17 protein-coding genes are annotated in these 20,171 nt (G+C 67.2%); 12 read left to right on the forward strand and 5 right to left on the reverse strand.

Features of this window, described 5'->3' with window-relative positions; genetic code table 11:
• Positions 1–30: 30 nt before the first annotated feature.
• On the reverse strand, positions 31–1,029 hold the full coding sequence (locus tag G5C50_RS28215) for a leishmanolysin-related zinc metalloendopeptidase (protein WP_165074453.1): 999 nt from the start codon (positions 1,027–1,029) through the stop codon (positions 31–33).
• A gap of 585 nt (positions 1,030–1,614) precedes the next feature.
• Here G5C50_RS28215 and G5C50_RS33330 point away from each other — a divergent pair.
• The 4 genes from G5C50_RS33330 (at position 1,615) to G5C50_RS28235 (ending at position 6,269) form a co-directional block, all read left to right on the forward strand.
• Positions 1,615–2,292, forward strand: coding sequence for a helix-turn-helix domain-containing protein (locus tag G5C50_RS33330; RefSeq protein ID WP_165074455.1), 678 nt, complete (start codon positions 1,615–1,617; stop codon positions 2,290–2,292).
• A gap of 381 nt (positions 2,293–2,673) precedes the next feature.
• Entirely contained in the window at positions 2,674–4,860 is a 2,187-nt protein-coding gene (locus G5C50_RS28225) for a VWA domain-containing protein (protein WP_165074457.1), read from the forward strand.
• A 166-nt stretch (positions 4,861–5,026) separates the two neighbouring features.
• Positions 5,027–5,614, forward strand: a complete 588-nt coding sequence (locus tag G5C50_RS28230; protein WP_165074459.1) for a hypothetical protein — start codon at positions 5,027–5,029, stop codon at positions 5,612–5,614.
• A 133-nt stretch (positions 5,615–5,747) separates the two neighbouring features.
• The gene (locus G5C50_RS28235; RefSeq protein WP_165074461.1) at positions 5,748–6,269 is read left to right on the forward strand and encodes a hypothetical protein; all 522 of its coding nucleotides are present in this window, start codon (positions 5,748–5,750) and stop codon (positions 6,267–6,269) included.
• Between the two features lie 7 nt (positions 6,270–6,276).
• Here G5C50_RS28235 and G5C50_RS28240 read toward each other — a convergent pair whose 3' ends face one another.
• Positions 6,277–6,735, reverse strand: coding sequence for a (2Fe-2S) ferredoxin domain-containing protein (locus G5C50_RS28240; protein WP_165074463.1), 459 nt, complete (start codon positions 6,733–6,735; stop codon positions 6,277–6,279).
• A 154-nt stretch (positions 6,736–6,889) separates the two neighbouring features.
• A complete protein-coding gene (locus G5C50_RS28245; RefSeq protein ID WP_165074465.1) occupies positions 6,890–7,813 on the reverse strand; it encodes a restriction endonuclease in 924 nt (307 codons plus the stop codon).
• 377 nt (positions 7,814–8,190) lie between these two features.
• On the opposite strand from G5C50_RS28245, the gene G5C50_RS28250 reads away from it, so the two are divergent.
• The 5 genes from G5C50_RS28250 to G5C50_RS28270 all read left to right on the forward strand — a co-directional run bounded on the left by G5C50_RS28250 (position 8,191) and on the right by G5C50_RS28270 (position 11,930).
• Positions 8,191–8,595, forward strand: a complete 405-nt coding sequence (locus tag G5C50_RS28250; protein WP_165074467.1) for a DUF3224 domain-containing protein — start codon at positions 8,191–8,193, stop codon at positions 8,593–8,595.
• Positions 8,596–8,659: 64 nt separating this feature from the next.
• Complete coding sequence (locus G5C50_RS28255; protein WP_165074503.1) at positions 8,660–9,154, forward strand: DUF1003 domain-containing protein; 495 nt, start codon at positions 8,660–8,662, stop codon at positions 9,152–9,154.
• 156 nt (positions 9,155–9,310) lie between these two features.
• A complete protein-coding gene (locus tag G5C50_RS28260; protein WP_165074469.1) occupies positions 9,311–9,469 on the forward strand; it encodes a hypothetical protein in 159 nt (52 codons plus the stop codon).
• Positions 9,466–10,680 carry a transposase gene (locus tag G5C50_RS28265; RefSeq protein ID WP_165074471.1) on the forward strand — a complete coding sequence of 405 codons (1,215 nt, stop codon included), beginning with the start codon at positions 9,466–9,468 and terminating at the stop codon, positions 10,678–10,680. Before G5C50_RS28260 ends, G5C50_RS28265 begins: the two co-directional genes overlap by 4 nt.
• A 92-nt stretch (positions 10,681–10,772) precedes the next feature.
• Positions 10,773–11,930, forward strand: a complete 1,158-nt coding sequence (locus tag G5C50_RS28270) for a dipeptidase (protein ID WP_165074473.1) — start codon at positions 10,773–10,775, stop codon at positions 11,928–11,930.
• A 2-nt stretch (positions 11,931–11,932) separates the two neighbouring features.
• Here the strand turns inward: G5C50_RS28270 and G5C50_RS28275 are convergent, their stop codons facing one another.
• Positions 11,933–12,196, reverse strand: coding sequence for a hypothetical protein (locus tag G5C50_RS28275; RefSeq protein WP_165074475.1), 264 nt, complete (start codon positions 12,194–12,196; stop codon positions 11,933–11,935).
• A gap of 159 nt (positions 12,197–12,355) precedes the next feature.
• Positions 12,356–16,135 carry a protein kinase domain-containing protein gene (locus tag G5C50_RS28280; RefSeq protein ID WP_165074477.1) on the reverse strand — a complete coding sequence of 1,260 codons (3,780 nt, stop codon included), beginning with the start codon at positions 16,133–16,135 and terminating at the stop codon, positions 12,356–12,358.
• Between the two features lie 206 nt (positions 16,136–16,341).
• On the opposite strand from G5C50_RS28280, the gene G5C50_RS28285 reads away from it, so the two are divergent.
• From G5C50_RS28285 to G5C50_RS28295, 3 genes are all read left to right on the forward strand, one after another.
• A complete protein-coding gene (locus G5C50_RS28285) occupies positions 16,342–17,796 on the forward strand; it encodes a cobyric acid synthase (RefSeq protein ID WP_165074479.1) in 1,455 nt (484 codons plus the stop codon).
• 112 nt (positions 17,797–17,908) lie between these two features.
• Positions 17,909–18,949 (forward strand): DUF1559 family PulG-like putative transporter, encoded by a 1,041-nt coding sequence (locus G5C50_RS28290; RefSeq protein ID WP_165074481.1) that lies wholly within the window; start codon positions 17,909–17,911, stop codon positions 18,947–18,949.
• A 187-nt stretch (positions 18,950–19,136) separates the two neighbouring features.
• Positions 19,137–19,868: an SDR family NAD(P)-dependent oxidoreductase gene (locus G5C50_RS28295; protein WP_165074483.1), complete on the forward strand. Its 732-nt coding sequence runs from the start codon at positions 19,137–19,139 to the stop codon at positions 19,866–19,868.
• The last annotated feature ends 303 nt before the right edge of the window (positions 19,869–20,171 follow it).

Here is a 20,171-nt window from a genome sequence, read left to right on the forward strand (position 1 = left end):
CGACTGCTCCGCCCGCCAGTCGCGAACAGCTTACCTGAGACTAGTCGCGGGCAACACGATCGGTAGATGCGGAAGAACGACACCCAGATCCTGTTCACTCTCGGCCGCCGCAAACTGCCCCGCCTCGGCCATCATAAGAAGATCCGGCAGGTTATAGGGCTCCGCGGCGCTCAGGTCCACGCCATACCCCAGATCGGCCAGACTCGCCACGGTGAGCTGGCTGAGCGGGTTCCCGGCAGCGCCGACAAACCCTGTCATCAGTTCGTTGCCGAAAACCGTGTCGCGCCAGTGGGAGTTGGCGGTGCCTGGTCCGCCGGTGTTCTCGACCGGGACCGCTGTTGGGGAAGTGCCGCGCAGAGTACCGTACTCCCGCATCGCGCCTGCGCCGGTGAAAGTTGGGTTCGACGTGCCCGCCCCCTTCAGAACGCGCTTCTGAGACCAGATGGTACCGATTCCCAGAACATGACCCATCTCATGCGTGATCACGTCATTGAGCGTGCCGCGTTGCTCCATACTTTGGAGGTCGGCGGCATCGAACGTCATCTCGCCCTTGGCAGGAATGAACGCGGCGGCGCCGGCGTTCGCGGGCCGCAGCCTGGTGGGGCCGGCCTGCCCAAGGACCCTGCCGGGGCCGTCAATGTCAGCCCCCTGCGCCAGGATCAGCACCCCCCGGATCAGTTCCCCGTCGACTTGTACGCCGGGCAGGGCGCCGACGATGACCCGAGTCCAGCGGTCGGCCGCGCTGCGGAAGGCGTCCTTCTGGGTCTGGGTAAGGCCGCCGAGGAACCTCACCTCGATCGTGAAGGCAGAGGCCGCCGCTGCGAGCGACACCGCTCCTTCCAGCAGCGAGGCCCCGCCCTGCGCGAAATACGACTCGATCTCGTCAGTCCCCGCGGAGGTGGTCGTTGTGACGGCCTGGGGTTGCTGCACTTTGTTAGTCGAGGTGCCAAACTGGGCGGTCAACACGGCTATCTTCTGGAGCACTTGTTCCAGATTCTGAAGCCGTTGTTCCGTCGTACCGCTGGCCATTGACTCATCTCCCGGTGAGGATTCGTCGTGAAATAGCTCTCGACCTGTGGACCCCCGAGGTTTGGTCTCGTTCCGAGAAACATTCGCTTTGCCCGGCTTCTGCCCGCCGTGCAGAGCCTTGGCACTCTGACTCCGTTTCCGTCCCGCCGCGCCGGGTTTCCGTTCTGCGGGGTCCGGAAGGACGACGTCGTCGGGGGGTAACGCCTTGGGTTTCCCCTTCTTCGGTGTACGAGCCATGCCAAAGCCCAGATGAAGTTCACTCAGATGGGACCGAATGCGACAGGGTCTCGCTCGACAGACCCTGTTACACGCTAAACCACGGGATTTTCTGTGTCAAAACGAAACCGAAATGAATTTAATTTTACCATAAATTGGAGCCCGGGCGCATTGGTGGGCTCCCGCCTCGTCGTGACGACGCGATAGGAACGGTGGTCGCCGGGCCGCAGGGCTCATGTTCTACCACAGTGAATCTTGACGGCCGTTTCGCTCTCCTGGCATGCCAGGAGGAGCCTCATAACGAAGCGACACGTCGTAGGACTGACGGATGACGAACGAGCTGCCCTGGAGCAGTGGGAGGCGGCTTCGTTGACCCGCCGCCAACGGTATCGGGCCCGTATCCTGCTGATGGCCGACGCCGGCGACACCGACGAGGAGATCGCCGACGAGGCGGGCGTCTCGATCGGCGCCGCGACCAACGTCCGGCGCCGGTATGCCGCCGGCGGCTTCGAGGCGGCCCAGCACGACAAGCCCCGCCCCGGCGCCCCGGCGCCCGGCCCATCCTCGACGGCAAGGCCGAGGCGATCGTCGTCGCCCGGGTCCTCAAAAAGCGACCTCCAGCCGTGGCAGAAGAGGTCGTGGCACCTCCCCAAGGGCGTAGACGGGGAATTCATCCATCGCATGGAGGACGTGCTGGAGTTGTACGCCGAGCCGTACGACCCGGCCCGTCCGGTGGTCTGCATCGACGAGGCGAGCAAGGAACTGCGGGGGAACGTCCTCGAGCCGATCCCGCCGGCGCCCGGGTCGCCGACGCCCGACGAAAGCATTCCCGCCTCTACCCACAGAATCCTCTGCGGTCGATCACAAGTGGTGTTGAGTGAGGAACGTCGTTTTTTCGATCCGTCGGCCCAATCATGCGCCACGATATTTTATGGAGGGTGCACTCCGGGAGATCGACGTCCGGTGTTCAATCAGAAGGCAGTCAGACGGCGTCCGACATCGAAAGGGCGATCGAACGAAGCCGCCGCGGTGGACGGATGTTGTTGATGCAAAGAGCGAATGGAAAAGTGTTTGCGTTGCGTGGGTTCGCTTGCGGCGGCGCGCGAAGGAACCCGATCGAAGCCGACCGTCGGCGTCGAGTTCCGGCGGCGGGGGCGGCTGGCGGGCGCGTCGGTGGGCGAGTGGATGAGGGAAGGAATTCCAGAATCTCGCTCGGCGACTCGACTCCACGAGCCCGGCCGTCGTATGGTGTACAGAGGCTTGCCGCTCAGGTCGGTCGCTTAGTCGGCGGAGGGTCGTCGTCGTCTTGAGGCCTCGTCGAGGGGTTCCTGGTGGCCCCGACCGGGTTGGCGGCGTTATAAAGGTAAGCAACCGGAAGGCTGCGCGAGGCTTTCGATCGAATTGGTCTAGCTTGCGGGGCGTGCCCACATGGAACGACGCTTCTCGCCACCGTCGTCCGACGAGCATCCGGTCGCCGACGTGTCGGACTACGGCCTTGCGCCGAGGAACGTCGACGACCACTCGACGGCGACGGACGGCCAGCTGACCCTGGTGGTCGACGATCCTTTGCTGGCGCCCCAGCCCCGTCCCCCAGTGGAAGGGGCGGAGGCGGCTCCTCGCGCGGCCGGATCCCCGGCGGCCTCGGAGGCGGCCGGTTCGCCGGCCCCCGCCGAGGGGGGCGCGGCGGAGCCTCGGGTGCGGAAGCTCCAGCCGAAGCGCAAGCGGCGGGTTCGGCTCAAGCACATCCTGCCGGCGTGGAGCGTCTCGCTCTTCGTCCACATGGCGATGTTCGCCTTCCTGGGGCTGGCCACGGTCACCAGCGTCTCGCACGAGGCCAAGCCGATCGACTTCGACTCGGCGCTCGGGGGAGCCGACCGGGCGATCGAGGAAGCGCCGATCATGGACGACCCGGTCGACGAGCGGCCCGACCGGCTGGAGGACCGCTTCGAAATGGCCTCCGCGCCGACGACCGAGACGATGTCGGCCGACGAGCGCCCGGACATCGGCAGCGTGGTGGCCACCGGCGCGCTGAAGCCCTCGGCCACGCCGTCCGTCCGCGGTCCGGCCCCCCGAGGGGGCGCCGAGGCCCGGTTCGCCTCCATCGAGGGGCTGAAGGGGAAGAACATCTCGGCGCTGACCACCATCCCGAGCGCCCTGGGGCTGGACGTTTCGGTCAACGGCCACGTCGGCGGCGACCCCACCTTCGGCGTCTCCGAGATCGGCGACGCTCTGAACCAACTCACCCGTGAGATCCTCCGCCACCTGGAAAACCACAAGGTGACGGTCGTCTGGCTGTTCGACGAGTCGGCCAGCATGCGGGACGACCAGAAGGCGATCGCCGCCAAGTTCGACCGCGTCTCCTCCGAGCTGGGCAAGTACGTCGGCTCCGACAAGAAGGCGGCCGGCGCGCTCAACCACGCGATCGTCGGCTTCGGCAAGGAGATGGATTTCGTCCTGGACAAGCCCACGTTCGACATCGACGTGATCCGTCGGGCGATCGGCGACCTTCGGATCGACTCCACGGGCGAAGAGAACACGATGCAGGCGATCCGCGAGACCGTCGGCCGTTACTCGGGCCTGGTCTCCAAGGATCGCAAACTGCTTCTGGTGCTGGTCACCGACGAGTCCGGCGACGACGGCAAGTTCGTCGAGGAGGCGATCGAGTCCCTCAAGAAGACCAAGACGGCCCTGTACGTCATCGGTCGCCAGGCGGCCTTCGGCTACCCCTTCGTCCGCCACAAGTACGTCGACCAGATCACCAAGGACGTTTACTTCCCAACCATCCGCCGCGGCCCCGAGTCGGCCGACGTCGAATGCTATCAGTGGGACGGCCTCTACACCCGATGGGACGAGCAGCCCTCCGGCTTCGCCCCCTGGGAACTCGCCCGGCTGACGAAGGACTCCGGCGGCATCTACTTCCTCCTCCCCAGCGAGGAGAGCATGCGGATCCGCCAGCGTGATCGGACCTACTCGATCGAGGTCCTCAAGGAGTACATGCCCGAGTACGTCTCTCGCGCCGCGTACTCCCTGCGGCGCGACGATTCGGAGCTGCGCCGCAGCCTGTACGCCCTGGTGGTGGAAACCCGCGACTTCTCGTTCCGTCGCGAGTTCCCGATCGAGCCCGACGCACTCCGTCAGACCGCCGCCGAGCAGATCGAAGGGGCCACCGTCCGGCTGAACATCCTGGAGGATTATCGCCGGCGGCTCGCCAAGATGAAGAAGTTCCGCGACCGCGAGCCCGAGCGCCGCTGGCGCGCCCACTACGACCTGATGCTCGCCCAGACCGTCGCCTATCAGGTCAAGACGTATGAATATCGGGCCTTGATGGAGAAGCTGGTCAACGCCCCCCAGAAGCCCAAGAAGCAGTCGACCCCGGACGTGACGAACACCTTCGTCGTCGACCACGCCGTCAATCCGGTGGCCGACCCCAAGATCACCGCCGAGAAGATCGCCGAGGCCAAGAAGCTGCTCAACGACGTGATCGCCGAATATCCCAACACCCCCTGGTCCGACCTCGCCGCCGACGTCCTCGCCCGAGGCTTCAGCGTCGTCCTCAACGAATGGTCGCACAGCCCCAAGTACCAGGACCGCAGCCAGTTCGTCCCGAAGTTCTGACCTGAGCGGCCGGCGCGTTCGACGCAAAATGATGAAGATCGTCCAATAATCCTCCTCCCCTCGCGAAGAAGGAGCATGCCCCTCGATCGGACCTCGACGTCGAAGGCCCGCGACGGGGCGGGGAGGCCGTCCCTGTTCTGGGACGCGTGCGAAAGGACGAGTCGCGATGAAGAACGTGGCTGCGACGACGATCGCCCTGGCGGGGCTGGCCTGGGCCGGCCTCTCATCGGCTTCAGCCGACGAGCCGAAGAAGCCGGAACGAGTGCCCGTGACGTTCTCGGGTGGATATGAGACTGAGCCAGAAGATCGCGGCCGGCCCGTCGTGCTGGTGGCGGCCGGGATGGGGGTCAAGCCCGAGGTCTTCCGCGAGGCCTTCAAGGGCGTTCGCCCCGCGCCGGCGGGGACGCAGCCGACCGAGGAGCAGAAGCGTCAGAACAAGCAGGTCCTGGAGAAGGCCCTGGGCAAGTACGGCGTCGACCGCGACCGGATCGACGAGGTCTCCAACTACTACCGCTACAACCGCGGCAAGGGCGAGATGTGGCGCAACAAGCCGGCCGTCGCCTTCGCCCTGGTCCAGGACGGCAAGGTCGTCGGCTACGAGGTCGCCGATGCGGGCTCCGGCTACAGCTCCACGCCCACCATCACCGTCCCCGGCGTGAAGGACGCTCCCGCCAAGGTCGAACTCTCGTTCGGCAAGGACCTCGCGAAGAACGGCTCGATCGCCTCCATCACCGTCCCCAAGGCCAAAAATTGACGGCTCCGGCCGACGGCTCGCGTCTCCTCCTCGGCATCGCATGTGCAATACTCTCTCACCGACGCCCGCACGAGGTTCTCGGCCGTCGCGGTCGACGGCGGGCGAATGCGACGCATGAGGAGGAGACACTCCAATGACCATCCACCACGCCACGATCCTGGGGACCAGGGCCGCCGTGTTGCTCTCTTTGGCGCTCGGCGCGGCTTCGACGGCCTCCGCCCAGTACGCCCCGGCGCCCGTCGCCCCGAACAGCACCGCAAACACCGTGAACGCCGTCACCAGCCTGGTCACGGGCCAACCCGCGCCGACGACCGGCTACTACTATCCCAACACCGCTTACCCCGCCGGTACGACCTACCCGGGTTACGCACCAGCGACGACGACGCCCTACGCCACGGCCCCAGGCTACGCCCCCAGGTATCCTGCGGGGACGTATTATCAATCGGGCTATTCTGGATACGTCCAGCCCCAGGCGACTTACCCCGGCCAGCAGCAGTCCATGTATCAGCAGCAGACGTACCCGTACTCGCAGCCGATGACCGGCAACCGCTACGTGGACGCCGCCCGGACGCTCATCCAGCCCCAGTATCAGACCGCTCCCACCGGCTACTACTACCAGCAGCCGGGGATCCAGAACGTCATCCCCCGGCGCTAAAAGCGGCTCACTGAAGACGGTCGATAACCACGGGCTCCCCGGAATCTTCTGGTTTCGGGGAGGCCGCTCCGCGCGCGGGCGTCGTCTCGCTCATGGGGTTGCATGCGAATGCGTGGCTCTGAACGACCCTCCCGCCGACGAGGTGTTCCTCGACGATCCTGTCGACGACGTCCGCCGTGACCGAGTGATACCAAACGCCGTCCGGATAGACGACCATCAGCGGCCCGCCCCGGCAGAGCCGCAGGCACTTGACGAACGAGCAATAGACGTCGCGGCCGCTCTTCCGGAGCTTCGCCAACTGCTTGTTCAGCCGCTTGCCGGCCTCGCGGCAATCCTCGCCCTCGCAACAGCTCTTGCCCAGGCACATCAACACGTGCCGCTCATACCCGCCCTTGCCGGTCGTCGAGATCCCCCGAGCGACGGCCTTCTTCGCGACCTTTCTGCGAAGCTCGTCGTGCTTCCCCATGCGCACGCTCCTTCCTGCTCTGCGATCGCAACGGCCTTCCCCCCTCGCGGGGGAAGGTGGCCCGAAGGGCCGGATGAGGGGGGCGAGACCGAAGGCCGTCGGATCGTTCAGGGAGTCGGAATCAACGGATGGAGATTTCAAAAAACTTGATTGATCAACCCTCGCCCTCGTCGAAGAAGTCGTTCGAGACCTCCTTGAGAGCGTACGTCTTGGTTGTCGTGACGCCCAGGTCGTGCTCGATCATCAGGGCCGCGAGTCGATCGCCGTCGACGAGGACGACGGTTTTGCCCTCGATCCGCTGTAGGAATTCCAGGCCGTCCTTGGTGAATGTGGAGGTCGTCAGGATGACGCCCTTCTTGGCCCGATAGTAGTCCATGCTGCCGACGAACTGCTGGACGATCGGTCGACCGACCGGGCCCTCCCACCGCTTGGCCTGGATACAGACCACGTCGAGTCCGAGCTTGTCCTGTCGAATTACCCCGTCGATGCCCCCGTCGCCCGACTTCCCGGTGACGCTCCCATGCCCCGCGACCCCCCCGTAACCCATCGCCATCAACAACCTCACGACAACGCTCTCGAAGAACGCCGGCGAGCACGATTTCAGGCGGGCCAGAACCTCTTCGGCCGTGGCCTGGAGGAGAGATTGGTAGGCGGATTCGATGAGTTCGTGCGGTGTTTGCTCCTCTTCGAGAATCGGTGCTGGCTTGGTGGTCTTGTCCTCGGTTTCCGGTTCGCTCTTCTCTTTGAACTCGCGATATGACGGAAATCGCTTCAGAAACCTAACGTCGATCTTGGAAGGGCTCTCCGCCAGAATGCTGCGGCCGAGATTCGTGATTCGTACCCGACCGCGCGTCGGGTACTCGAAGAGGCCAGCGAATTTCATATAGGTTCGAGCCCAACTCACGCGATTCGCAATCGTCGTCTGCTGGCCGCTAGGGACGAGATGTTCGCGCTCCTCCTGCGTGAGTCCGAACTGATCGGCGATCGCTGTCGTCAGGTCGCGGACGCTCCAATCTTGGCCGTCAGATAACAGCTTGAGCATGGGGAGCATGATCGTTTGGAAATCGGGGATCGCCACGGAATCGCCTCGTTTCGGATGCCGACGTTCCTTCTCCCGCGAGACTGCAAATGGACGGCGTCGGCTCCTTGGTTATACATCCATTTCGGGTCGCCTGCAGCCCGGGCTCGCCCTGCCCAGGCCAAGCGTGTTGGGCGTTTGTCAGAGTTCGAATGGAATCCAGCAGATCGTTCTGAACGCGACGCCGATCCCCCCTCATCCGGCCCTTCGGGCCACCTTCCCCCGCGAGGGGGGAAGGCCGTTATGGTTCGGATGAACGGTCCGCTCGGTGGATGCCCAGGCGGCTTCATGAAAGAAATCGAATCGATCGCCCTTGCGGCCTTGCGAGTTCCGGGCTACTTTCACTTCGGTAGTCAAACGAACAGGAGGCGGCGGCGATGGCGATGCAGGTCCGCGGCGAGTTCGAGGTGACGATGACGCCCCAGGAGCCGAGTCCGCTGGCGGGGGAGGCGGGGGTGCATCGGATGGCGCTGGACAAGCGGTATCACGGGGAACTGGACGCGGTGGGGAAGGGGGAGATGCTGGCGGCGCACGGCGGGGTGAAGGGCTCGGCCGGCTATGTGGCGATGGAGCGGATCACGGGGACGTTGCAGGGGCGGGCCGGGAGCTTCGTGGTTCAGCATCACGGGATCATGGACCGCGGCGAGCCCAGCCTGTCGATCACGGTCGTCCCCGACTCGGGGACCGAGGGGCTGGTTGGGATCTCGGGGAAGATGGGGATCACCATCACGGAGGGGAAGCATTTCTACGATTTCTCATACGACCTGTCCGACGCCCCCTGAGCCGAACGACTCGGCCCAGTCGCTCGATGAGCTGACCAGTCGGAACATCGCGGTCGTGGCGCGGATGGAAGAGGACTCGCGGAACATCCGCACGCGCGGCGAACGCCTGGCCGACTCCTTCGCGTCGGTCGTCGGGAGCTGGACCTTCATCCTGGTGCAGACCGGCTTGCTCACGGCCTGGATGATCCTCAACCTGGTCGCCTGGGTCCGGCACTGGGATCCGTACCCGTTCATCCTGCTGAATCTGGCCCTGTCGTTCCAGTCGGCCTACGCTGCGCCCATCCTGATGATGAGCCAGAATCGCCAGGCCCGGCTCAGCGAACGTCGGCACAACCTGGACCTGCAGGTCAACATGCTGGCCGAGCAGGAGACCACGGAGATCCTCCGCCTGCTGCGACAGCTCTGCGCGAAGAACGGCGTCGAACCCCATGACGCCTCCGAATCGGCCCTTGAGGAAGAGACCCGTCACGAGGACATCATCCGCCGGATCGAGACCGAGCTGGAGGCCCGCGTCGACCCCGACAGCAACCCCGCGGGGCCGGGGCCTCGGTCGTCCTGAGAAATCCGCGAACCGTCGAATCTGCCGGGTGCCATGCTACGCCGTCCACTGATGCGAGGGTTGGGCGGCTGGAAGATGGTCCTGGACAAGGCCTTGGGGCCTCCGGTATGGCTTCGTTCTTACCACGGAATCAAGTCACGACGCGGGGGCCCGAAGGTGACGTCATCTTACGGTCAGCAGCTCGCCGAGGCGATCCGCGAAGTCCTGCCGCCTCACCTCTTCACTCGGCTCCCGGTGGGTCGCGTCGAGATCTGGCGGCCCCAGCGGTTGGTCTGGCTGGGGTTGTTGTCGTCCTGGGGGCCGGCTCGACGTTGACGGCTCGCTGGAGGGCGGCCGTCGAGGTCGCCCGGGCGGTCCATCTCCACTGGACGTTCGGCTCCTCGTATTCGGGGTTCACCGCGGCATTGAGTTGTCGCGGCCTTGATCTGGTCGGGGTCGTCGCGGCTCGCCTCCGGTCGGCCGGCGAGGCCGCCGGGCTCCTCGGCGGGGGGCGTCGCGTCTTCGCCGTCGACGGCACCCGGATCGAGGCCCCGCGCACCCTCGCCAACGAACGCGGCCTGGGTCGAGCCGGCCGCGAGAAGACTGGCCCCCAGGTCTTCCTGACGGTCCTCTGGCCCCTGGGCTCCGGCGCCGACTCCAAGCGTCGCCACATGGCCGACATGATCGCCGGCCTGCTGTCGGGCTCGATGGTCGTCGCCGACGCCGGATTCGCCGGCTACCCGCTGTGCCGCCGGCTGCTGCGGGCCGGCCACTCGTTCCTGATCCGCGTCGGCGGCAACATCACGCTGCTGGAAGGCCTGGGCTGGTGCGTCGACGACCACGGCGACTCTGAGCAAGGGCGGCCGCCGATGGTCCTGCGACGGATCACCCTGAAGGCCACGTCCGGCGACCGCGACGGCGACGCCGAGGAGGTCCACCTGCTGACCGACGTCCTGGACCCGTCGCGGCTCGACGACGCCGAAGCGAAGCGGCGCTACCGGGCCCGCTGGGGCGAAGAGGTCTTCTTCCGAACATACAAGCAGACGATGCAGCGACGCCGGCTCCTGAGCCGGACCCCGACGACCTGCCTTCTGGAAGCGGCGTGGATCCTGATCGGCCTGTGGCTGCTGGCCCTGACCGCCTCGCGACGGATCGCCGAGGCCGGCGGCGACCCGAACCGGCTGTCGCCGGCGCGAGCCCGCGACGTGGTCCGCCGAGCGATGCGCGACGGCCGCCCCCCTCGAGGCCGCCGCCGACCGTCGCTGCCCCGCGAGCAGGCGGAGTGCCACAAGGACGACTACACGCGACGAAACCCCAAGGCGGCCCGGAACTACCCGCGAAGGAACAGGAAAAGGCCCGAAGCCCCCCAAGACCCGCACAGCCACCGCGGCCGAAATCCAATCGACAGCCCACTTTCCGCCGCGGCCGATTACATGTCAGAGGATGGCGTAGCATGGCACCCAAATCAGTCCTTCTATGGTGGTGTTGAGCGAGGAGTGTCGAAAAATCCGAGATCCGAGGGGCGGCCGCCGGGGGATCGTCGCTGATTCCAGGACAACCAAAAGCCCGAGGGAATTCGCTCCCGGCAGGCGAAGCCGCCTCGCGAGACGGATTTCTCCACCTATTCAGGATGCGATGTATGCGATGGAACCAGACGCGGCGTGACTTCCTCGCGGGAACGGTGGGGGCCGGCGCTGTGATGGGACTGTCGCCGGGCTGGCTCCGGGCGCAGAGCCCCGCCGAGGATCCTCGGGTCGCGCAGGTGCTGGCCGAGACGATCGCCGTCGACATGCACAACCACGTCACCCCCGGCGGAGGCGGCGAAGGGGGAGGCGGAGGCGGTGGCGGAGGCCGGCGCGGCGGGCCGGGCCAGAAGCCGCAGGAACCGCCGAGGCCGCAGGCTCCGCTCGACCTGGCCGACGAGATCAAGAAGTCGGGCCTGACGGCCGTCTGCGCGGCCTTCCGCCTGAGCTTCAACGCCAACGAGCCCTTCGCCGACTTCCTGAAGGGGCTCACGGCGATCGACGCCCTGATGAAGGCCGACGGCCTCAGCCGCGCCAAGAATCTGAAGGACTTGCAGACGGCCCACGCCAAGGGTCGGCCGGCGATCGTGCAGTCGATCGAGGGGGCTCATTTCCTCCAGGGGCATTTGGAGCGGGTGGAGGAGGTCTACAACCGTGGGCTGCGGCACCTTCAACTGCTCCACGACAAGGGGGACAAGGTCCAGCCGCTGGGCGACATCTACACCGAGCCCCCAACCCTGGGGGGCCTGCCCCCCTTCGGCGCGTCGGTCGTGAAGGAGTGCAACCGGCTGGGGATCGTCGTCGACCTGGCCCACGCCGCGCATGAGACGGTTCTCGGGGCCCTGAAGGTGGCCACGCAGCCGTTGATCGTCTCGCACACCAGCCTGAACACCCAGGCGGGCGACTCGCGAATGGCGAAGATGATGGCCCCGCGCCTCATCAGCAAGGAGCACGCCAGGGTCGTCGCCGACGCCGGCGGCGTGGTCGGCGTCTGGACCAAGCTCTGCGATTCCTTGAGCGGCTACGTCGCCGGCATCAAGGCGCTGGCGGATGCGATCGGCGTGGATCACGTCGGCATCGGCAGCGACACCGACGTCCTCTCCTCCCGCCCCGGCCAGGCGTTCAACACGGCATGGTCCGGCTTCTCCGGCCCCTTCTTCCCGGCCTTCGTCGCCGAGATGCTCCACCAGGGCTTCGCCCCCGCCGACATCGTCAAGATCGGCGGCGGCAACTTCTGTCGGGTCTTCGACAAGGTCACGGCCGGTCGCGTTTGAGCCTACTGCACCAGCGGCAAGAGGGCGAAGAACGTCGCCAATGCGAGCCCGATCGTGACCACGCCCTCGACGATTCGACCGGCGGCCTTGCCCTGGCCGCCGGCCCGGAGGACGAGCGCCGGGAGCAGAATGACCGAGACATAGCAGGCCAGGAGGACGAACTGCGGCGGGCACAGATGCCGCGGGAGACGCCCCTGATCGGCGAGACTCGCGACGAGCCCAATGACGGCGAACCCGACCTGGGACCAGATCAACCATCGCGTCACGAAAGTGTCCCTTGATGATGCGTGCCGGGTGCCATGGCCACGCTTGCGTGGCCATGCGAACAGCGACGGTCTTGCTAACTTCCCACACCGGTTCATGGCCACGCAAGCGTGGCCATGGCACCCTGAGACCTCCCGAGAAGTCGGCTGAAGAAACGCCGATCACCCCCCGGGAATGGCCAAAACCTCGGGCGGGGCGGCTTGCCAGATCTTGATGGTGCGGTCGTCGCTGGCGGAGACGAGAGCGCCGCCGTCGGGGCTGAAACGGATCTCGGGAATGCGGTCGGTGTGGCCTTTGAGGATCAGCACGGTCTGGCGGCTGGGCACGTCCCAGATTCGGATGGTTTGATCGGCCGAGGACGAGGCGAGTCGGCCGTCCGGGTTGAAGGCCAGGCTCTCCAGGGCGTCGACGTGCCCTTCCAGAACGCCTCGGGGCGAGCCGTCGGCGGCGTCCCAGAGCCTGACGGTTCGATCGGAGGAGGCCGTCGCGACGATCTTCCCGTCCGGGCTGAACGCGACCGTGTCGACCACGTTGGCGTGGCCGCGAAGCGTCGCGCGGGGACGGCGTTCGACGAGGTCCCAGACGATGCACGTGTCGTCGCCGCTCGCCGAGGCGAGAGTGCGGCCGTCCGGGCTGACGGCCAGGTCGAAGATGTCGTCTACATGGCCGTCGAGCGTGTAGAGCGGCTGCCGGGTCGCGAAATCCCAGGCGGTGATCGTCTTGGAGGAGTCAGCGGAGAAGAGCGTCCGGCCGTCAAGGCTGAAGACCAGGCCCGCGATGCGGCCGGCCTGCTCGGGGAACGCGCCGCGAGACTCGCCCGTGGCGGCGTCCCACAGCCGCATCATCTTGCGATCGTCGCCAGCGGCGATGATGCGGCCGTCCGGGCTGAAGGCGACGCGCTTGATCGGCCCGTCGTGGCCCTTGACCACCCGGAGCAGCTTTCGCGAGGGAAAGTCCCAGACGCGCAGGGCGTGATCGCCGTGCCCCGTCACCAGCAGCGCTCCGTCGGGGCTGAAGGCGATGCACTCTCCCGCGCCGCCGTAGGTGAGCAGCGAGGGGCTCCGGAGCGTGTGCGGATTCGGCGGGGCCTCGACGTCCCAAACCTCCACCGAGCCGCCCGCCGCCGCCGCGATCTCACGACCGTCGGGGCTCACGGCCAGGCCTTCAAGCCTGTCCGGCCCCTGGAATCGACGGATCTCCTGCTCCGTCCCAGCGTCCCAGACGCGCACCGTCCTGTCGGCGGAGGCCGTGGCGATCCTCACACCGTCGGGCAGGAAACTCAGCGAGCCCACCATGCCGTCGTGCCCGCGGATGACGGACAGTTGCGAGCCGGACTCAACGTCCCAGATCCTGACGGTGCGATCCAGCCCCGCCGAGGCGACCCGACGACCGTCTGGGCTGAAGGCCACGGCGTGCACCTCGTCGGTATGACCTTCAAGTCGGCGGGACGTTCCCACCCCGTCCAGCGGCCAGAGGGTGACGCGGCGGTCGTAGCCGGCGGTCGCCAGGATCCGGCCGTCGGGGCTGACGGCGACGGCGGCGATCGGTCCCGCGTGGCCGCCGATCTGGTTCTCAACGCGGCCGTCGCCGGCGTTCAACACCCGGACGACGTGAGTCGAGAGGGCGGCGTATAAGGCGTCGCGGTGGGGATGCCAGGTCAGGCCCAGAACGGCGATCGGCCGGCCCTCGAAGGGACGGATCAGCCGGCCGTCGCCGACGTCGAACAGGGCGAGACATCGATCCGGCCCCTGGCCGACGAGGCTGCGACCGTCTGGGCTGAAGACGAGCGCGCCGACGCCGCCGCCGAGGTCCGCAGTTCGTCCCTCCGAGACGACGCCGGTCGTCCGAAGCAGGCGCCCCGATCGGCGGTCCCAAAGCTGGAGGCGCCCCCGGCCTTCGAGCCCGGCGAGGATCTCCCCGTCGGGACTAAACGCGACGCGGATGAACTGTTCCTTCGAGCCGACGCCGAGCGTGAGCCGGTATTCATGCCCGAGCCTCCAGAGGTAGCGCCACTCCCACCCGCGGCGATCGGGCTCGCCGGGCGAAGGCCGCATCAGGTCGAGGATCTTGCCCGATCGGCCGATGTCGTTGGCGTCGTAAGCGGCCATCGCCAGGTTCGAGCGGGTCGCGTAGACGGTCTGCCGAAGCTCCTCCTGGGCTGCGTTCAGGCGCGCGTTGGCCTGGTTCGTCTTCAGGCGGGCCGCCAGTTCGTCGGCGGCGAGGCCCCGTTGGGTCTCGGCCTGGCGACGGAACCGCTCCGCGGCCAGCAACGAACCGACCGTGGCGAGCAACAGAACCCCGGTCAGCACCGCGCCCAAAATCGCGACCGCCGGATTGCGCCGAGCCCACCGCCAGTAACGCTCCCAGACGCCGGCCGGCCGCGCCAGGACCGGCTCGTCAGCCAGAAACCGGCGCAGGTCTTCGGCCATCAACGCCGCCGTCGCGTACCGGCCCCCGGGGTCCTTTTCGATCGCCTTGAGGACGATCGTCTCCAGGTCGCGAGGAATCCGCGCGTCGATCGATCGGGGCCGCGCGGGCTCCTCGTTCTTGATCCGCTCGACCAACTTGAAGCGGTCCATCGAATCGTAGGCCGGCCGGAGCGTCAGAAGTTCGTAGAGGGTGAGCCCCAGGGCGTAGACGTCGGCGCGGGCGTCTCCGCCGCCTCGGAACCGTTCAGGGGCCATGTAGCGGAGCGTGCCCAGGAGGTCGCCGGTGGCCGTCAGGCCGTCGTCGTCCACCTTGGCCAGGCCGAAGTCTGCGATCCAGACGACGCCGGCGACGTCCAGCAGCAGGTTGGAGGGCTTCACGTCGCGGTGGACGATCCCGCGGGCGTGCGCGTAAGCCAGCCCCTGCGCCGCCTGTCGGCCGATCTGAGCCACGCTCCGATAGAACGGCCGACGGCCCGCCGACTCGATCGACGTGATCGATGCGCCGCCCGGCAGCACCGGGCCGCTCGACGTGACGGAGAGCGGCAAAACTCGCCGGGGCTCGGGGATTTCATCGATCTCGTCCACGCCGTCCAGGGTTGCGTCCGGATCAACGAGGTCGAACGCGACGGCGTCGGCGGACGGAGCATCGCCTCCCCGCGCCGCGAACTCGACCTCGGCGCGCGAGGGGCCGGCCAGGAGCGACTCGGCGAGCCGCGTGACGTCCCTCGTCATGGGCTGGGTCGAGGGGTTGGCTCCGGGTCGGCCTTCGTTCCTGTCCATCCCCCGTCGCGCCCGCATCCGCACCAGTTCATTGACGACGCGGTCGAGCCCCTGGCCCTCGATGAACTGCATCGCGTAGAAGGCGACGTCGCCGACGCGCCCCACCTCGAAGACGGGCACGATGTTGGTGTGGTGCAGCCGCGCGGCGGCCTTGGCCTCGCGTCGGAAACGCTCCAGAGCCATCGGGTCGCGCGCGACCTGATGAGGCAGGACCTTCAGCGCGACTCGACGCCCCAAACTGATCTGCTCGGCCTCGTAGACCACCCCCATTCCCCCCCGGCCGATCTCGCCGAGGATCCGGTAATCCCCCAGCCGAGCCGGGAGCGCCGACCGCCCCGGTTGGAAGGACCCCGCGGCCGTGCGGATCCGGTCGAAGCCGACCAGGCACGCCGCCAGTTCGCTGGCGATCGCCGGGTACTTGCGGATGAACTCCGAGGGAGAAGGCGGAGTCCCGGCGGCGCAGGCGTTCTCGTATTCTTCCAGCGCGACGGGGAGCAGCGGGTGGGCTTCCGGCAGCTTCAACGAATTGTTGACGACTCCCGCATCGACCTCGGTCCATATCGCCTGCTGCGCCATCAGCATGGCCGGCAGCAGCCTGCGGATCTGGTCGGCGCATTCGGGGTGGCGCGCGGCGTATTCCTCGATGCCAGGGCGCTCGCCGGCCCGATGCCTCGCCAGGAACGACTCGGCGACGGCTTCAAACGGATCCCGATCGTCGGTAAGGTCGTTCATCGTCGAGACTCGGAATCGACGCCGCCGCTCTTCGGTCGTCCTGGCGGCGGTCGACGAGATGTGGATCCTCCCCTGGCAGCGACGACGTCTTCGGCATCATATTCGTCACTGACTCGTGCTTCAATCATGGGTGGCGGAATCGCTGTCTGCTTCTCATCCTGGTTCGTCGCAAACGGGCCATGCGGGGAATTCGTCTCGAGGGCGAAATGTCTGGGTTGATGTTGCAGGGGACGGGATCGGACGTGGGCAAGTCGGTTCTGACGGCGGGGCTCTGCCGGGCGCTGGCGAACCGGTCGCTTCGAGTTCTGCCGTTCAAGCCTCAGAATATGTCCAACAATGCGGCGGTGACCGTCGACGGCGGGGAGATCGGCCGAGCGCAGGCCTTGCAGGCCGTCGCCGCTCGGGCCGAGGCCCACACCGACATGAACCCGGTCCTGCTGAAGCCCCAGGCCGACATGACGGCGCAGCTCATCGTCCACGGCCGCGTGCGCGGGACGCTGGGCGCCGGGAACTTCCGCGAAGGCCGACGGCCGCTGCTGGGCGAGGTGCTGGAGAGCTACCGACGGCTCGAGGGCCGTTGCGACCTGGTCGTGATCGAAGGGGCCGGCTCGCCCGCCGAGATCAACCTCCGCGAGGGGGACATCGCCAACATGGGCTTCGCCCGAGCGACGGATACGCCGGTGGTGCTCGTCGGCGACATCGACCGGGGCGGCGTCATCGCCGCCGTCGTCGGTACGAAGGCTGTGATCGACCCGGCCGACGCCGCCATGATCCGCGGCTTTCTCATCAACAAGTTCCGTGGCGATCCGAGGCTCTTCGAGGACGGCTATCGCGCGATCGAACGCCTCACCGGCTGGCGAGGATTCGGGGTCGTCCCCTGGCTGGCCTCGGCGCGTCGGCTGCCGAGCGAGGACGCCGTCGTGCTGGACGCTCCCCGCGCCGAGGCCCCCGGCCGCAAGCTCGTCGCCTGCCCGATCCTGCCGCGGATCGCCAACTTCGACGACCTCGACCCCCTCAAGGCCGAACCCGAGATCGAGCTGGTGATGATCCCCCCCGGCCAGCCGATCCCGGCCGCGGCGGCGCTCGTCGTCCTCCCCGGCTCAAAGGCGACCCTCGCCGATCTGGCCTTCCTCCGCGAGCAAGGGTGGGACGTCGACGTTATCGCCCACCGCCGGCGCGGCGGCCTGGTGCTGGGCCTCTGCGGCGGCTTCCAGATGCTCGGCCGACGCATCGCCGACCCGCTCGGCATCGAAGGCCCCCCCGGCGAGGCCGCGGGCCTCGGCCTGCTGGAAGTCGAGACCCGGCTGGAGCCCGCCAAACGTCTGGCGAACGTGACCGGAGCAGCGCTCGGCGCGTCGTTCACGGGTTATGAAATGCACATGGGCGAAACCGACGGCCCCGGCGCCGCCCACCCCTTCGCCCTCCTCGAAGGCGGCCGTCCCGACGGCGCCGTCAGCGCCGACGGCCGCGTGATCGGCACCTACTGCCACGGCCTGCTGGGATCGCCGGGCCTCCGCAGCGCCCTGCTGGCGAAGCTCGGCGCGGCCGGGAGCGGCCTCGACCACGCGACGACCGTCGACGCCGCACTCGACGAACTCGCCGAGGCCCTGGAAACCCACCTCGACATCGAAAACCTCATCGCCCTGGGACTCTCGCGTTGACGGAGAAGATTAAGACTCATTATGATTTGCAAGCCTTAATGATACTGAGTCTCAATAGCACGCCTTTCCACGATGGGAGGGCGACTTCTTCTCGACCGAGGGGACTTCTTCCGTGCGACATGCTCCTTCGCGACGTGGTTTCACGCTGATCGAGCTTCTGGTGGTGATCGCGATCATCGCGGTTTTGATCGCTCTGCTGCTGCCGGCCGTGCAGGCGGCTCGCGAGGCGGCGCGGCGGATTTCGTGCACGAACAACATGAAGCAGCTCGGGCTGGCGATCCACAACTACGAGAGCGCCAACGGGACGCTGCCTCCGCAGCAGATCCTGGGATTTTCCGGGTCGACGCGGATCTTCAATTCGCAGTGGGGAGCGACCTCGCGGCTGGCGCCGTATCTGGAGATGGGGTCGCTGTACAACTCGATCAACTATCTGCTGGCGACGAACAACGCCGCGAACTCGACAGTGGTCTCCACGACGGTCGCGATGCTGATCTGCCCCAGCGAGGTCAGGCCCCAGCCCAACACGACGACCAGCAGCGCGGGGGTGACCAGCACCTATGGGGTGTCGAACTACGGCTGGTGCGGCGGGACGTGGTACGTCTACGGCGGCCCGAACTCAGTCGTCAGCCCGGGCGCCGTCGTTCCGAACCAGGGGAAGACCTTCGCGGCCCTCAGCGACGGCCTGAGCCAGACGCTTTTGGCCGCCGAGGTCAAGACCTACCAGACGGCCTATCACGACTGCGCCGGAGCGCTCCCCCCCGCCCTGGCCGTCCCGACCCTCTCGCCCGACGTCTCGGCGTTGCTCGCGATGATGAAGACGACGACGTCCGCGTGCAAGGCGCCCGCCGCCGGCCACACCAAGTGGGTCCACGGCGACACCTTCAACGACGCCTTCACGACGGCCCTCCCCCCCAACATGATCTCCGGCGACGGCTCGTCCCCGCCCCTCGACTCGGATTACGTCTCGATCGACGAGGACGACGGCGGCCCGACCTACTCCCTCGTCACCGCCCGCAGCCACCACCCCGGCGGCGTCCAGGCCCTCATGGGCGACGGCGGCGTCCACTTCTTCAAGTCCACCATCCAGGTGAACGTCTGGCGGGCGCTCGGCACCGTCAACGGCGGCGAGGTCGTCTCGTCGGACGCTTATTGATGTGACCGGGAACAGAGAGGCAGCACGGCGGCGGTCGAGAGTCTTCCCTCCTCGCTGAGGGAAGACTTCGGAGTATCGACGTTCAATTCGATGGGTCACTTACGAAAACGTAGGTACTTGCCCCCAGGAAAGCCGACCCTACCATACCCGTCGTTCGGGCCACATATCACGACGGGAGGACGGTCGCATGGCGAGGCTCAAGGACAAGGTGGCGGTGATCACGGGGGCGACGTCGGGCATGGCGCTCGCGACGGCCAGGTTGTTCGTGGAGGAGGGTGCTTACGTCTTCATCACCGGCCGGCGTCAGAAGAACCTGGACGAGGCGGTGAAGGCGATCGGCCGCAACGTGACCGGCGTGCAGGGGGACGCGAGCAAGCTCGCGGATCTCGACCGGTTGTTTGAGACGGTCAAGAAGGAGAAGGGGCGGATCGACGTCCTCTTCGCCAGCGCCGGGATGGGGGATTTCGCCCCCATCGGCGAGGTGACCGAGGAGCAGTTCGACAAGATCTTCGGGCTGAACGTCCGGGGGACGCTCTTCACCGTGCAGAAGGCGCTGCCGCTCTTCAACGACGGCGGGTCGATCATCATGAACGGGTCGATCGCCGGCTCGATGGGCTTCCCGGCCTTCGGCGTCTACAGCGCCAGCAAGGCGGCGCTCCGCTCGTTCGCCCGGACGTGGACGCTCGACCTGAAGTCGCGCGGCATCCGCGTCAACGTCCTGAGCCCCGGCACGATCGACACGCCGATCCTCGAAGGCGTCCCCAAGGAGGCGCTCGACGATTTCGTGCAGCTCATCCCTCGCGGTTCGATGGGCCGCCCCGAGGAGATCGCCACCGCCGCGCTCTTCCTGGCTTCGAGCGACTCCAGCTTCGTCACCGGCAGCGAACTCTTCGTCGACGGCGGCGTCGCCCAGGTCTGATCGCGAAGGCCCGATCAAGCCTTCCTTCTCCCACCAGTGGCTGGAGTAGAGACCACAACGGCCTTCCCCCCTGGAGGGGGAAGGTGGCCCGAAGGGCCGGATGAGGGGGACGACCGCCGTCGGACGTGCGTTCGACGGGTCATTTTCGATCCGCCGCTGGTCGTCCCCCTCATCTGACCGCTGCGCGGTCTGTCTTCCCCCGCGAGGGGGGAAGACCGTCGGATCGCCGCCGCCGAAATACAGCTTCGGCTTCTTCAGGTTTTCTCAACGGGGCGCCACCAGGCGATAAGGGCGTCGTCGACA

The organism is Paludisphaera rhizosphaerae, from assembly GCF_011065895.1.
Classification (GTDB): domain Bacteria; phylum Planctomycetota; class Planctomycetia; order Isosphaerales; family Isosphaeraceae; genus Paludisphaera; species Paludisphaera rhizosphaerae.